Below are 14,122 nucleotides of genomic sequence, written 5' to 3'. Positions count from 1 at the left end.
CGCCACGCCCCGCGCCAGCAGGGCCTCCACGCCCCCGCGGTCCAGGGGCCCCGGGTCCAGGCCCGCGTACGGCGCCCGGTCCATGACCAGGACCTCGCGCCCGGCGCCCGCCAGCAGCCGCCCCGCCCGTTCCCCGATCGCCCGCCGCCCCGTCACCGCCTCCACACCCGCCACGCCCACGGCCCCGGCCGCCCGCGGTGCGGCGGCGGCCGTGAGCCGCTCGGCCGTCAGCCGCAACCGCTCCAACTCGGCCGAGCGCCGGTGCAGTTCCGCCTGCCGCCGGTGGATCAGCGTCCGCAGCGCGGCAGCCGGCGCCGCCGGATGCGGCAGCCCGCCCTCCTCCGCCGGGTCGGCGGGCCGCGCGAACCCGTGCTCCACGAGCCGGTCAAGCGCCGTGTGCACCCGCTCCCTCGGGAGCCCCAGGAGCCGTACCAACTCCTCCATCCGCCCGGCCCGTTCCAGCAGCAATGCCTCATACGCCCGCTCCTCGGCCTCCCCCAGGCCAAGTGGGGGCAATTCCCCCTGGATCATGCGTCGGATTCTCACCGCGCCTTCACGGGGCACACAAGTGTGCGTCCCCACTTCTCAACACATCTGGCTCATTGCCCACTTCACCCGCCACCGCTTGCATGGCCCCGACCACCCGAACGGCTCTGACCAAGCACGTAGGAGGGTACGGACTGTGCGACACGCACGAGGCATACGGACGGGGGCGACCGCGACCGGGGGAGCGGCGCTCATCGCCGCGGCAGGACTCCTGATCACGGCGCTGCCGGCGCAAGCGGCCGCCCCGCAGGCGGCTACGGCGGCCCCGGGGGCGGCCACGGCGGCCCCGCCGACGGCCGACGTCATCCCGCTGCCGCGGACCGACACACCCGCGCTCGTGGACGGCATCCGCGAACCGGTGGACGCGAAGGCCGCCCCGGCGGACGCCGCCCGCGGCCATCTCGCCGCCAAGGAGGACCGCTACAAGATCGCCGAACCACGGCGTGATCTCGTCCCCGTGCAGACCCTGAAGCAGGGCCGGGACGAGACCGTACGGTTCCAGCAGGAGCACCGGGGCGTTCCCGTGCTCGGCGGGCAGTACGTCGTGCGGATGGAGACCGGGTCGGGGAAGCGGGCCGTCACCGGCACGTCCGGCAAGTACTTCACGGGCCTCACCGCGGGCACGAAGCCGGCCGTCGCCGAGGAGACCGCCGTACGGCGTGCCGTCTCCGCGACGCTCACCCGGCTCGGCGGCCACCGCCTCACCAAGCCCGCCGCCGGGCGGGCCGGGGACGCGGGCCGCGCGGACGGCCCGAGCCTGCGCGGCAGCGCGAACGGCCTCGTGGTGATCCCGCGCGGCGAGGGCGTCCTCGCGTACCACGTGACCGTGCGCGGCACCCACCCGGCGACCGGCGCCACCGTCCTCCAGCACGTGTACGTGGACGCGCGGGCGGGCTACCCGGTGCTCCAGTACAGCGGCATCAAGACCCTCACGCCGCCGAAGACCCCCGGGACCCGCACCGGCACCGGCACGGGCTCCGCCACGAAGGCGCCCGGCTCCCGCGCCACCACCCCCGGCACCCCCGGCACCCCCGCCACCGGCAGCGGCGTCCGCCTCGACGGCACCACGGTCCCCCTGAACGTCCACCGCCCCGCCGCCGACGGCCCGTACGTCCTCGCCGACCACGCCCGCATGGCGGCCGGCACCAAGAACACCCTCACCACCTGGGACGCGCGCGGCCGCGACGTCTACGACGTCGCCGGCACCTGGCCCGGCGACCTGAAGGAGTTCGCCTCGCCCACGGCCGCGTTCGGCAAGGAGGCCACCGACTCCGGCGCCGTCGACGCGCACTGGGCGGCCGGCGAGGTGTACGACTACTACAAGGAGCGGCACGGCCGTGACGGCCTCGACGGCCGCGGCTCCACCGTCAACTCACTCGTCGGCGTCACGGACTTCGGCGGACCGTACGTCAACGCGTTCTGGGACGGCACCAAGATGGTGTACGGCTCCGGCGACGACACGTACAAGCCGCTCTCCGCCGACCTCGACGTCGTGGGCCACGAGATGACCCACGGCGTCGTCGAGAACACCGCGAACCTCGTGTACGCGGGCCAGTCCGGCGCCCTCAACGAGGCCTTCGCGGACTACTTCGGCAACGCCATCGACGTGGACAGCTCCGGCACGGCGATGGACGACCCGGACGCCGGTCTCATCGGCGAGGACCTGTGCCGCGACGCGGCGAAGCCCCGTGACTGCGCGTTCCGCGACCTGGACGACGGCGCCACGACGAGCAAGGACTTCCTCGGTGTCACGTTCGGCACCGACAACGGCGGCGTCCACCTCAACTCGACCATCTTCTCGGGCGCCCTGTGGGACCTGCGCCAGGACCTCGGCCCCGTACTGGCCGACCGGATCGCCTACAAGGCGCTCACCGAGTACCTGACCCCGCTCGACGGCTTCACCGAGGGCCGCGCCGCGGTCGTCGCCGCCGCCAAGGACCTGGGCGTGAACGCCCGGCAGCTCAGGGCGGCGAAGCGGTCGTTCGACGCCCACGGCATCGTCCCGGGCTGGGAGAAGGCCCTGGGCGTGGACTCCGACACGCTGCTGCGGAAGGTGAACACGGAGGGCGTCGGCGTCCAGGCGGGCGGCGGCTGGTGGACCACGTCCCTGTCGAACGACGACGGCTCGGAGCCGTACTCCGTGTACGCGGGCCGCGCCGACGGCAAGGGGGCGCCCCGCATCGTCAGCCCCAACGACGGCCGCTACCACGTGCTGTCGGCCACCGACGGCAGGACCGTGGTGTGGGCGGCGTACGGCCCCGAGGGCATCGACGTGCTGTCGCGGCCGGTCGCGGGCGGCCCCATCAAGAAGCTGCTGTCCACCGACGGCGACATCATGGCCCTGCGCGTCGACGGCGGCGTGACCGCGTTCGACCTCGTCGACTTCTCGGCGGGCAACCGCCGCGTCGGCTACTTCCGGCAGGGCGACCCCACACCCACGTACGTGGACGCGGGCCGCGACGACGTCACGACCGGGCTGCCCGCGCTCGCGCACGGCAGGATCGCGTACGGCAAGGTGTACGCCGACGACTCCGGCGCCTACCGGCTCGGCATCGAGGTCCGCGACCTGAGCACCGGCCGCAGCCGCCTCGTCGAGCAGCTCGGCGAGCCCCAGGGCATCGGCGGCACCGGCCTCAATAGCCGGCACGTCTTCTGGCTCAGCGACGAGAACATCGAGGACGACGGCCAGGTCGGCATCCACCGCGCCGGAGCCGACCCCGCCGGCCCCGCCGGGCCCGACGACGGGCACGGCACGTACGCGATCAGCAGCGAGTACAAGCCCGGCGCCCTCGTCGCCACGGACCTGACCGTGTCCGAGACCGCCGTCACCGTCGGCGCGGTCCCGGTGAGCGACAGCCCCGCGTTCAGCAACGCGAGCCTGCCGAAGGTCTGGCAGCTCAGCACGGACGGCGCCCGCGTGCAGCGGCTGTCCTGCAACCGCGGTGAGCAGTCGTCGCCCGCGGCCGTCTCCGGCACCCAGGTGGTGTGGCTCGACGGTACGACCGGCTGGACGAACGTCGTCACCCGCCACCGCCCGGCGGGCAACTGCGGCTGATAAGGCCCGGTTGCACCGCATCTGAGGACCCCCGGCCCCCGTGGGCCGGGGGTCCTCGCCCGTCCGGGGCGGCCTCGTGCAGCGCCTATGCTGAGGGCGCTCCAGAACGCCTGAGTGGGGTCCGGCCGTATGAACCGTTCAGCAGTGCACGTGATGATCGTCGATGACGAGGTCCTGATCCGAGAGGGGCTCCGGCGGATCGTCGACGGATTCGACGGCGCACGGGCCGTGGCGGTGTGTACGGGTTCCACGGCGGTGCGTGAGGCGCGGCTGCACCGGCCCGACGTGGTCCTCCTCGACGTACGGATGCCGGACCGCGACGGGCTCAGCGTCCTGGCCGATCTGCGGGCCCTGCCCGAGCCGCCGGCGGTCGCGATGCTCACCACGTTCGACGCGGACGAGCACCTGTCGGCGGCCCTGCGCGGCGGCGCGGCGGGGTTCCTGCTGAAGGACACGGCGCCGGAACTGCTGGAGTACGTGATCCAGGAGCTGGCGGCCGGCGGCAGCGTCATATCGCCGAAGGTGACCCGGACCGTCGTGGACGGCTATCTACGCGCGGAGAGTACGGGACCGGCGGCGGAGGGTGACGAACGGCACGCGCCTCCGGAACAGCAGCCGGCCGCGTACGGGCGCGAGGTCCACATCGACGACCTCACCGTCCGCGAGCGCGAAGTCCTGGCCCTGCTCGCCGAAGGCCTGTCGAACACCGAGATCGCCCAGCGGCTGTTCATCGGCACGACCACGGTCAAGGACCACGTCAGCACCCTGCTCGGCAAGCTGGGCGTGACCAACAGGGTCCAGGCCGCGGTCCGCGCGCACCAGCTGCGGCTCGTGCGGTGAAACGGTGAGAAGGGGCCGCGGCCGGGCGGGACGCTTCACCGCCGAGCGGGCCGTCATGGTGCTGGCCGTCGCCGAACTGCTGACGGTCGCCGACGCCTTCAGCACCCCTACGCTCGCCGTCTGCGCCGTCGCCCTGCTGGCGCTGCCCCTGCGGCGGAGGCTGCCGGTCGTGACGCTGTGCGCGACGCTGCCGTCCATCCTCCTGGGCCATCTGTGGCTGCCGCAGATGATCGCGATGTACGAGGTCGCCAAGGGCAGGTCCCGTACCCGGACCGGCGTCGGCTGCGCCCTGCTGTTCCTCGCGGCCGTGTGCCCGTGGCCGGTGACCGACCTCGCGACCATGACGCGCGAGGAGATCCTCACCTCCGTCGAGGCCGCCGGGCTCCTCAGTGTCGGCCCCACCGCGCTCGGCCTGCTGGCGGCGACCCGCGCCGAACTGCGCGCCCGCATCGCGGACCTCACGGCGACCCAGGCGCGTGAGCGGTACCTGGAGGCCGAGCGTGCCGTGGCCCGGGAACGGGCCAGGCTCGCCCGCGAGATGCACGACACGGTCTCGCACCACGTCGGGATCATCGCCGTGCAGTCGGGCGCCCTGCGCACCGTCGAGACGGCCGACGCGTGGAGGCGCGAGACCGCCGAGAGCATCCGCAGGCACAGCGTCCAGGCGCTGGAGGAGCTGCGGGACATGGTCGGCGTGCTGCGCGGCTCCGACACGGAGGCGGCCGCCGCAGCGGGCCGCCCGCGCCTCGTCAACCTCCGCGAGCTCACCGCGGACAGCATGCTGGACGTCACGGTCGACCTGACCGAGCCGGAGAACGCCACCTGGACGCCGGCGGTCGAGTCGGCCGTGTTCCGCATCGTCCAGGAAGCCCTCAACAACGTACGGAAACACGCGCCCGGCGCCCGTGTCGCGGTGCGCGTGGCCCCGTCGGACGAGCAGAAGACCCTGACCGTGGAGGTCGGCAACACCCCGCCGCCGCAGGAAGGCCCCGACGCGGGCCCGCCCGGCGGTCAGCGGGGCGGCGGCACGGGGGCGTGGTCGGACGAGCTCCCCGTCGGCGGCGGCCACGGCCTCACCGGCCTCCGGGAGCGCGCCGAACTGCTCGGCGGCAGCCTGGACGCCCACCCGACCCCGGACGGCGGCTTCGTCGTACGCGCCGAACTGCCCCTCTGATCCCGCCCCCGGTCCTGCTGCGGTCCCGCCCCGGTCCCGCCCCGCCGACCGGAGGGGGCCGACCGGTGGTACCGGCCGTGCCTCGCCGCCCGGCACCATGGGCCAGCCGGGCCACGGCGAGACCTGACCAGCCTCACCGGGCCCCGAGGGGGAACTTCCACGGCCGTACGGGCCGTGGAACGGGACCCGCTCCCAGGAGCGGGCGCACCGGCAGGAAGTGTTCCGGCGCACCGGGGCAGCGGCGCGCCGGAACACACGCCCCGGGCCGCCGCCCGGACAGCGCCCGGACCGCGGGGGCCCGGACCGCGGGGGCCCGGACCGCGTCGTAGCCTGGAAGTGGACTCGGGGCCACGCCGTCCTCCAGGAGGAAGCATCATGGCCGGGATCGTCCACAAGACCTTCGACACCGCTGACGAGACCCGTCCGTTCGAAGAGGGCAAGGGCAGGCTCGACCTGCTCCACACCGATCACGGGCCGGTCGGCCGGGCTGTCTTCGAACCGGGCTGGCAGTGGTCCAAGCACATCAAGCCCCTCGCGGGCACCGAGAGCTGCCAGGCGGCACACGTCGGGTACTGCCTGAGCGGCCGGATGAAGATCGTCATGGACGACGGCGAGACCGCTGAGGCGGGGCCCGGCGACTTCATGTCCATCGCCCCCGGGCACGACGCCTGGGTGATCGGCGACGAGCCGTGCGTCATGCTCGACTGGGCGGGCTTCGGCGACTACGCCAAGCCGGCGGGCGGCTGACCGCACGGCACACCACCCTGCGAAATACTGTCCGAGCTGCGGGAACACCCGCCGCGGGGACGTTCAGGGCGCGAGGGGTGCGGAGTGTACGGAAGCGGTACGGGGAACGGACCGGAAGCCGCCGGTGCGCACGGTGCCGACCAGGAGTTCCTCGCCCTCGAACGCGAACTGGCGGTCTTCCTGCGCCGCGCCCGGGCCTCGTCCGGCGAGATGGCCCGCGAGGTCCACCCCGAACTCGAACCCGCCGCGTACGGGCTGCTCGTCCGGCTCGACGAGGCCGGCGCCGAGCGGGCCACCGCGCTCGCCGGGTACTTCGGCGTCGGCAAGGGCACGATGAGCCGCCAGTTGCGCGCCCTGGACGACCTCGGGCTGATCACCCGCGAACCCGACCCCGCCGACGGCCGCGCCTCCCTCGTACGGCTCACCGACGAGGGCCGCGCCCGGTTCCGGCGCGTACGGGACGCCCGCCGCGCCCGCTACGTCCGCGAGCTCGCCGACTGGGACCGCGCCGAGGTCGCCGAACTGGCCCGGCTGCTGCACCAGCTCAACACCCGCGCCGAACGCCCGGGCCCGCCTCAGAGCTCCGCGTAGACCGCCGTCGCGTCGTCGTGCCGCTTCCACCGCAGCGCGCCGCCCGTCTCCGTGCCGTCCGTCTCCAGCGCCCGCACCCGGGCCAGCAGGCCCCGGGCGCCCTCCTTGCGCAGCACCCCGAAGCAGTCCGCCCAGTCGCCCTCGCCGAACAGCTCCACCCAGCGCGAGGCCCCGTCCGTGAGCGCCGCCACCGCCCGTACCTCCCGGCGCGGCGTCACGCCGGTCACCGCCCGCACGGCCACGCCCGGATCCGCGGCCGCCGTGAAGAACCCGCCCTCCGCGTTCCGCAGCCGGTCCGTCGCCGCGTGCGAGCGCAGCACCTCGCGCGGGATCCGGTCGAGCCGGTCGTCCAGCACCGCCCGTACCGCGCCGTCCGGCGACTCCAGCAGCAGCGCCGAGTCGGACAGCACCAGATGCTCCACCGACTCCGCGTCCCAGCGCGCCAGGACCACCGTCGCCTGCGGCGTACGGACGTGAGAAAGGTCACATGTTTGGGCGTGGGTCTCCGCGGTGCGCCGGATTGCCTCCGCGAGGATCTCCGTCAGCGTCAGGTCGGCGCGCGAAGCGGACAGTTCGGTCAGGGCGCCACCGAGGCGTGCGGTGAACCAGGGCACCGAGTGCACACAACCGTCGTCGCCCGACGGCGGCGTCACACCGTCCAGCAGCACCAGTGCGCCACCCACGCCGGACGCGGGAACCGCCGTGGCGGCCCAGTCCTCGTTGGGGCGTTCCGGCGCGCCGGCGAGTGAAGCGGTTTCCATATGCATGCGACGCAGTCTGCATGAGTCCTTCACGGCATGCACAACACTCGGGGAATGGCCTGTACCAGCAGGTCACGGAGGCGCCGAAAGGCGCGGAACGGCCGCGGCGGGGCCCGTCGCGGGCCTCCGGCGAGATGCGGGCGGGCATCCTGCCAAAGCCCGCGCGGAAGGTCCAACCCGGGGCCCGCGCGAGCACCCCGCGCGCGAGGGGGCCGAGTTGTTCGCCAACTCAGGAGTGTTGTTCACTCGTTCGGGTGGCGGAGTGGCCGATGCGTGCTCCCTTCCCAAAAGGGCTGGAATGGTCGGAAGCCGTGCCAGGGGTGGGGGCTCTTGTGTGACCGGTCGTCACCTCTGCTTCATGGGCGAACGAGTTCAAGAATGTGAGCACCGGTGCAGAAGCGCAGTGACACTCCCGGCGATCCCCTGGTTCCGGGCGGCCGCGGCGTACGGGTACGGAACCGGCTCGTGGCCGGTGTCGCACTCGTCGGCATCACCGTCATCGGCGCCGGTGCCCCCGGTCTGCTCACCACATCCGCCGATCTGACCGAGGCGCAGCGCCTCGTCACCCTCGCCGAGCTGAACCGCCAGGCCGTCACGCTCGCCCACTCCCTCGCCGACGAGCGCGACGAGGTCACCGCGTACATCGCGGCGGGCCGGAACAGCGCCGCGCCCGAGAACGGTACGGAGCAGGGCGCCGAGGACGGCACCGGCGACGCGCAGGACGGCCAGGACGGTCAGGACGGCAGCGAGAACGGCCAGGACGGCAGCGAGAACGGCCAGGACGGCAGCGAGAACGGCCAGGACGGCAGCCAGGACGGCGAGGGGCAGCAGGCGGCGGACGCCGCGAAGCCCGGCCTCCCCGGCACCCACACCGCCCGCGTCGACCGCCAGATCGCGGAGATCCGCACCGAGGCCCCCGACGATGTGCGCCGCGCCCTCGCCGGCGTCCCCGCGCTCCGGCGCGCCGCCGTCACCGGCAACGGCACCGCCATGGAGGCCCACCGCGCGTACACCGAGGTCATCGGCAAGCTCCAGGCCGTCGCCGGCGAGCTCGCGGACCGGACGCCCGCCCGCGCCGCCGGCACCGGCCGCGGCCCCGCCGAACTCGGCCAGGCCGTCGAACGCGCCTCCGCGACCCGCGGTCTCCTCCTCGCCGCCCTCGCCGTGCCCGGCGCCGACAAGCCCGCCCGTACCGAGTACGACCCGGCCACCGGCCGCTACGTGACCCGCGAGGACCCGGCGAGCCGGACCGCCGCCGCCACCCGCGACGGCCTCAGCGCCGCCGCGCACCTCGCCCGCGTCCGCGAACAGGTCGCCCTCGCGGACTTCGAGCAGACCGCCGGCGACCCCGCCCGCGACTCCCTCGCGGCCACCGTCACCGGCCCCGAGGTCACCGCCGCCGAGGACTACCTCGACAAGCTCGCCGACAAGCCCGAACTGTCGAAGAGCGAGCGCGGGACCGACCCCGAGAAGCTCGCGGCGGCCCTGACCGCACGCGTCGAGCAGATGCGCGGCGTCGAGTCGACGCTCGCCACCGGCCAGATCGCCCGCATGGAGCAGCTCCGCGACGACGACGTGACGGCGCTCGAACTGCGCATCGCCCTGCTCGGCGGCTGCCTGATCATCGCCATCGCCGTCTCCACCGCCGTCGCCCGTACGCTCACCCGCCCCCTCGCCGTGCTGCGCCTCGGCGCGGCCCGCGTCGCCGCGGCACCGGAGAGCGAGGAGCCGGTGCGCTTCACCGGCCGCAACGACGAGTTCGCCCAGGTCGTACGGTCCCTCAACACCCTCCACGGCAAGCTGCTCACCCTCTCGTCGCGCGCCGGGAAGCCCGACGGCGAGCGCGCGGGGTTGGACGACGAGCGGAAGGCCGTCGCCGCCGAGCCGACCGCAGAGCCGCCCGCCGAGTCGGCCGCTGAGCCTGCCGCCGAGCCGGCCGCCCGGCACGCCGAACTCCGCGCCGACACCGCGCGGCTGACGGCCGAGCTGGAGCGGCTCAGGCACACCGTCGACCACAGCTTCGTGAACCTGTCCCTGCGGGCCCTCGTCCTCGTCGAGCGGCAGCTCGCGATCATCGAGACCCTGGAGGAGCGGGAGCAGGACCCGGAGCAGCTCGACACGCTCTTCAAGATCGACCACATGGCCACCGTCATGCGCCGGTACAGCGAGAACCTGCTGATCCTCGCCGGCCACGAGCACCGCCACGCCCACCAGGAGCCCGTGCCGCTCGTCGACGTGCTGCGCGCCGCGGTGAGCGAGATCGAGCGGTACGAGCGCGTCGCCATCCAGTCGCTGCCGCCGCACGCGTACGTCGCGGGGTCCGCTGCTGACGACCTGAGTCACCTGGTGGCCGAGCTGCTGGAGAACGCCACGTCGTTCTCGCCGCCGGACGCGCAGGTCCAGCTCTCCGGCTGGCTCCTGGAGAGCGGCGACGTGATGCTGTCCGTCCAGGACAAGGGCATCGGCATCACCCCGGCGCGCAGGGCCGAGCTGAACGCCCGCCTCGCGGACCCGGCCACGGAGCCCGGGGCCGTGGCGGACGAGGAGGCCGAGGGCCTGGGCCTGCGCGTGGCCGCGCTGCTGGCGGCCCGCCACGGGGTGCGCGTGGAGCTGCGCGAGGAGAAGCAGGGCGGTACGGCGGCCGTGGTCGTCCTGCCCGGGGCCCTGCTGCCCGAGGCTCCGCCGACGGCCGGGCCCCCGTCCGTGGCCCTCGCCTCCGGGGCGGCGCCGACGCTGACGTTCCCCGGGTCCGTGGCGGAGGCCAACTCCAACACGCTGCCGGCGCGTGAGCGCGGTGCCGAGCCGGTGGCGGAGGCGGCTGACGCGCCCGAACCCGCCGACGCGGACCAGGTCCCCGGTGAGGCACCCGTGGCAGACGCGCCCGACACCGCGCGTACCGACGTCGAGGACGACGAGCCGTCCCGTACCGCCGCCGCCGTCGTCGACATGAACGATTCCGCAGGGGAGACCCACGAGACCACCCTGCAGGTCCGCCTCCCGCAGCCCGCCCCCGAGCCGGACGCGCACGAGCGCGTGGACGCCGACCCGGCGCCCAAGTGGGAGCGCGTCACCGACAAGGGCCTGCCCAAGCGGACCCCGCAGGTCGTCGAGTCCGCCGCGCCGCGCACCGAGCGCACCGGCGGCATCGACGCCGAGGAGCTCCGCCGCCGGCTCGGCGGCTTCCAGCAGGGCGCCAAGGAAGGCCGCCGCGACGCCGAGGCCGAAGTCGGCGCGGACGTCGGGGCGGAAGAAGCCGCACCAGAAACGGAAGACACACCAGAAACGGGGGACACAGTCGAGGAGGCACGCAGTTGAGTGCGACGACCGGCGCCGGCACCGGCACCCACGGACTGAGCAGCGAGGCACGCAATCTGCACTGGCTGCTGAGCAATCTCGTGGAGGAGGTGCCAGGGGTCCGGTCGGTCGCCGTCGTCTCGTCGGACGGCCTGCTGCTGCTGTCCTCCGACCCCGAAGCGGCCCGTGCGTCGGCCGCCGCCGCGGCGGCCGAGCGCCCCCGCGGCCCGCGCGGCTCCAGCGCGGACCTCGCGACCATCGTCTCCGGCATCGCCAGCCTCACCGTCGGCGCCGCCCGGCTCATGGACGGCGGCGGGGTCAAGCAGACGATGGTCGCCATGGAGGAAGGCAGCGTCTTCGTCATGTCGATCAGCGACGGCTCGCTCCTCGGTGTGCACGCCGCACCCGACTGCGACATGGGCGTCGTCGCCTACCACATGGCCCTGTTCGTGGGCCGCGCCGGACACGTCCTGACGCCCGAACTCCGCAGCGAGCTGCGGCAGTCCGTGGAGCGGGAGGGCGGCCGGTGACCTCGTGCTCCGCGTCCGCCGCGGTCCCCGCGCCCAAACTCCCCGTACGCGGTGAGGGCCGCCGCCCCGCGCGCGTCCGCCCGTACTCGCTGACCGGTGGCCGTACCCGTTTCGGGCACGTGCTGCTCGTCGAGACGTTCGTGGCCGCGCTCGAAGCCGGCACCGCGGGCGGCACCGACACCCGCAAGGAGCAGCAGGCACAGGCACAGGAGCAGGCGCCGCACGCCGCGCGCGGTGGCGTGGCGCGGCTCATGCCCGAGACGCGGGCCATCGTCGAGGTGTGCCGCCGGATGCGTACGGTCGCCGAGATCTCCGCACTGCTGCGCATCCCCCTGGGCGTCGTACGCGTCCTCATCAGCGACCTCGCCGACCAGGGGAAGCTCCGTGTGTACGGGACCGGGCACGGCACCGGCCAGCCCGACCGAGCGCTGCTGGAAAGGGTGCTGAGTGGACTCCGCCGTCTCTGACGCCTCCGTACTGGACCGGGACGAGGACCTGCGGCCCTGGCAGCTCGACCGCACCCGCGCCCCCATCGCCACGAAGATCGTCGTCGCGGGCGGCTTCGGCGTCGGCAAGACGACCTTCGTCGGAGCCGTCTCCGAGATCACCCCGCTGCGCACCGAGGCGCTGATGACCCGGGCGAGCGCCGGGACCGACGACCTGTCCGCGACACCCGACAAGCTGACCACCACCGTCGCCATGGACTTCGGGCGGATCACGCTCGACGACGACCTGGTGCTGTACGTGTTCGGTACGCCCGGGCAGCCGCGCTTCTGGTTCATGTGGGACGACCTCGTGCGCGGCGCGGTCGGCGCGGTCGTCCTGGCCGACACGCGGCGGCTCACGGACTGCTTCCCGGCCCTCGACTACTTCGAGAGCTGCGGCCTGCCGTACGTCGTGGCGGTCAACCACTTCGACGGCACCGAGCGGTTCGAGGCCGACGACGTACGGGAGGCGCTCACCGTGCCACCCGACGTGCCGGTCCTGGTCATGGACGCCCGCGACCGCATCGGCGTCGTCGAGACGCTGCTCACGCTGGTCGCGCACGCGCTGGAAAAGACGCCCGAGTAACCACCTTCCACAGGCCTAAGGAACAGCGATGCGGAACATACTCATCGTCGGCGCCGGACAGTCCGGGCTCCAGCTCGCCCTCGGACTCCAGGCCCAGGGGTACGAGATCACGCTGATGTCGAACCGCACGGCCGACGAGATCCGCTACGGGCGCGTCATGTCCACGCAGTGCATGTTCGACACGGCGCTCCAGCACGAACGCGACCTCGGCATCAACTTCTGGGAGCCGCAGGCACCCCGGATCGAGGGCCTCGGCGTGTCCGTCGCCGCACCCGACGGGGGCAGGGCGATCGACTGGCTCGGCCGGCTCGACGGCTACGCCCAGTCCGTGGACCAGCGGGTCAAGATGGCCGGCTGGATGGACACCTTCGCGCAGCGCGGCGGCCGACTCGTCGTGCACGGCGCGGCCGTCTCCGACCTGGACTACTTCTCGCGGGCGTACGACCTGGTCCTGGTCGCCGCAGGCAAGGGCGAGCTGGTGTCGCTGTTCGAGCGGGACGCCGCCCGCTCCCCGTACCGCGAGCCACAGCGCGCGCTGGCCGTGGCGTACGTGCACGGTCTCGGTCCGCGCCCCGAGCACCCGGACCAGGACGCGGTCCGCTGCAACCTGGTCCCCGGCGTGGGCGAGCTGTTCGTCATGCCGACCCTCACGACGAGCGGCCGCGCGGACATCCTCTTCTGGGAGGGCGTCCCCGGCGGGCCTCTCGACGTCTTCCAGGGCGTCAAGGACCCGGCCGAGCACCTGGCCCTCACGCTGGAGCTGATGGAGCGCTTCACGCCGTGGGAGTACGCGCGCGCCACGAAGGTCGAGCTGACCGACGCGGGCGGCACCCTCGCCGGCCGCTACGCGCCCACGGTCCGCAACCCCGTCGGCCGCCTCCCCGGCGGGGGCCTCGCCCTGGGCGTCGCGGACGTGGTCGTCGCGAACGACCCGATCACCGGCCAGGGCTCCAACTCGGCGGCCAAGTGCGCGGCGTCGTACCTCGCCTCGATCATCGAACACGGGGACCGCCCGTTCGACGAGGAGTGGATGCGGGCCGCCTTCGACCGCTACTGGGACACCGCCCAGCACGTCACCAAGTGGACCAACGCCATGCTCGGCGTCCCCCCGGAGCACGTCCTGAACCTGATCGGCGCGGCCGGCCGCATCCCGGCGGTGGCGAACCGCTTCGCGAACGGCTTCAACGACCCCTCCGACTTCGAGAACTTCTTCTACGACCCGGAGAAGACGGCCGCCTACCTGAACGCGAACACCCCGACGACGTAGCCCTCCGGGGCGCGGGCGGTCACCGTGGTGGCGTACCCCGCGGGTAGTGGTGTCGCCCCGCCGCCCAGGCAGGGGGGGCGTCCCCTGGGGCGGGAGCTCCGTTCCCGCCCGCCCCCACCGCTCAAGTGGTGTCCGTGGTGGCGTACCCCGCGGGTAGTGGTGTCGCCCCGCCGCCCAGGCCCGGGGGTGGCCCCTGGGGCGGGAGCTCCGTTCCCGCCCGCCCGTCCCCACCGCTCAAGTGGTGTC

The 14,122-nt window shown here is 73.9% G+C and carries 12 protein-coding genes; 10 read left to right on the top strand and 2 right to left on the bottom strand.

Going from position 1 to position 14,122, the window contains the following annotated elements:
* A partial coding sequence (locus HTZ82_RS32780; protein WP_302852255.1) for a helix-turn-helix domain-containing protein occupies positions 1 to 531 on the bottom strand: 531 nt, incomplete at its 3' end.
* A 151-nt stretch (positions 532 to 682) separates the two neighbouring features.
* Here HTZ82_RS32780 and HTZ82_RS21400 point away from each other — a divergent pair.
* The 5 genes from HTZ82_RS21400 (at position 683) to HTZ82_RS21380 (ending at position 6,953) form a co-directional block, all read left to right on the top strand.
* The gene (locus tag HTZ82_RS21400; protein ID WP_309235606.1) at positions 683 to 3,601 is read left to right on the top strand and encodes a M4 family metallopeptidase; all 2,919 of its coding nucleotides are present in this window, start codon (positions 683 to 685) and stop codon (positions 3,599 to 3,601) included.
* Positions 3,602 to 3,730: 129 nt separating this feature from the next.
* Positions 3,731 to 4,441 carry a response regulator transcription factor gene (locus tag HTZ82_RS21395; protein ID WP_254712019.1) on the top strand — a complete coding sequence of 237 codons (711 nt, stop codon included), beginning with the start codon at positions 3,731 to 3,733 and terminating at the stop codon, positions 4,439 to 4,441.
* A gap of 4 nt (positions 4,442 to 4,445) precedes the next feature.
* On the top strand, positions 4,446 to 5,615 hold the full coding sequence (locus HTZ82_RS32430; RefSeq protein WP_175411062.1) for a histidine kinase: 1,170 nt from the start codon (positions 4,446 to 4,448) through the stop codon (positions 5,613 to 5,615).
* 375 nt (positions 5,616 to 5,990) lie between these two features.
* Positions 5,991 to 6,362 carry a cupin domain-containing protein gene (locus tag HTZ82_RS21385; RefSeq protein ID WP_175411061.1) on the top strand — a complete coding sequence of 124 codons (372 nt, stop codon included), beginning with the start codon at positions 5,991 to 5,993 and terminating at the stop codon, positions 6,360 to 6,362.
* A gap of 84 nt (positions 6,363 to 6,446) precedes the next feature.
* Positions 6,447 to 6,953, top strand: a complete 507-nt coding sequence (locus tag HTZ82_RS21380; RefSeq protein ID WP_175411060.1) for a MarR family winged helix-turn-helix transcriptional regulator — start codon at positions 6,447 to 6,449, stop codon at positions 6,951 to 6,953.
* Here the strand turns inward: HTZ82_RS21380 and HTZ82_RS21375 are convergent.
* Positions 6,938 to 7,720: a protein phosphatase 2C domain-containing protein gene (locus HTZ82_RS21375; protein WP_175411059.1), complete on the bottom strand. Its 783-nt coding sequence runs from the start codon at positions 7,718 to 7,720 to the stop codon at positions 6,938 to 6,940. The two genes, HTZ82_RS21380 and HTZ82_RS21375, sit on opposite strands and share 16 nt — an antisense overlap.
* Positions 7,721 to 8,104: 384 nt before the next feature.
* Here HTZ82_RS21375 and HTZ82_RS21370 point away from each other — a divergent pair, with 384 nt between their 5' ends.
* Genes HTZ82_RS21370 through HTZ82_RS21350 form a run of 5 tightly spaced genes read left to right on the top strand, consistent with a single transcriptional unit; the run spans position 8,105 to position 13,876 of the window.
* The gene (locus HTZ82_RS21370) at positions 8,105 to 11,029 is read left to right on the top strand and encodes a nitrate- and nitrite sensing domain-containing protein (RefSeq protein WP_309235605.1); all 2,925 of its coding nucleotides are present in this window, start codon (positions 8,105 to 8,107) and stop codon (positions 11,027 to 11,029) included.
* Positions 11,026 to 11,538, top strand: coding sequence for a roadblock/LC7 domain-containing protein (locus HTZ82_RS21365; RefSeq protein WP_175411058.1), 513 nt, complete (start codon positions 11,026 to 11,028; stop codon positions 11,536 to 11,538). The genes HTZ82_RS21370 and HTZ82_RS21365 overlap by 4 nt, the downstream gene beginning before the upstream one ends.
* Positions 11,535 to 12,005, top strand: a complete 471-nt coding sequence (locus HTZ82_RS21360; RefSeq protein WP_175411057.1) for a DUF742 domain-containing protein — start codon at positions 11,535 to 11,537, stop codon at positions 12,003 to 12,005. The genes HTZ82_RS21365 and HTZ82_RS21360 overlap by 4 nt, the downstream gene beginning before the upstream one ends.
* Positions 11,986 to 12,609, top strand: a complete 624-nt coding sequence (locus HTZ82_RS21355) for an ATP/GTP-binding protein (protein ID WP_175411056.1) — start codon at positions 11,986 to 11,988, stop codon at positions 12,607 to 12,609. The genes HTZ82_RS21360 and HTZ82_RS21355 overlap by 20 nt, the downstream gene beginning before the upstream one ends.
* Before the next feature lie 28 nt (positions 12,610 to 12,637).
* The gene (locus tag HTZ82_RS21350; RefSeq protein WP_175411055.1) at positions 12,638 to 13,876 is read left to right on the top strand and encodes a styrene monooxygenase/indole monooxygenase family protein; all 1,239 of its coding nucleotides are present in this window, start codon (positions 12,638 to 12,640) and stop codon (positions 13,874 to 13,876) included.
* Positions 13,877 to 14,122 lie beyond the last annotated feature (246 nt).

It is taken from the genome of Streptomyces sp. TRM64462, from assembly GCF_013362995.1.
Classification (GTDB): domain Bacteria; phylum Actinomycetota; class Actinomycetes; order Streptomycetales; family Streptomycetaceae; genus Streptomyces.
The sequence above is the reverse complement of the archived record's forward strand: the minus strand, read 5'-3'. Positions and strand labels throughout refer to the sequence as shown.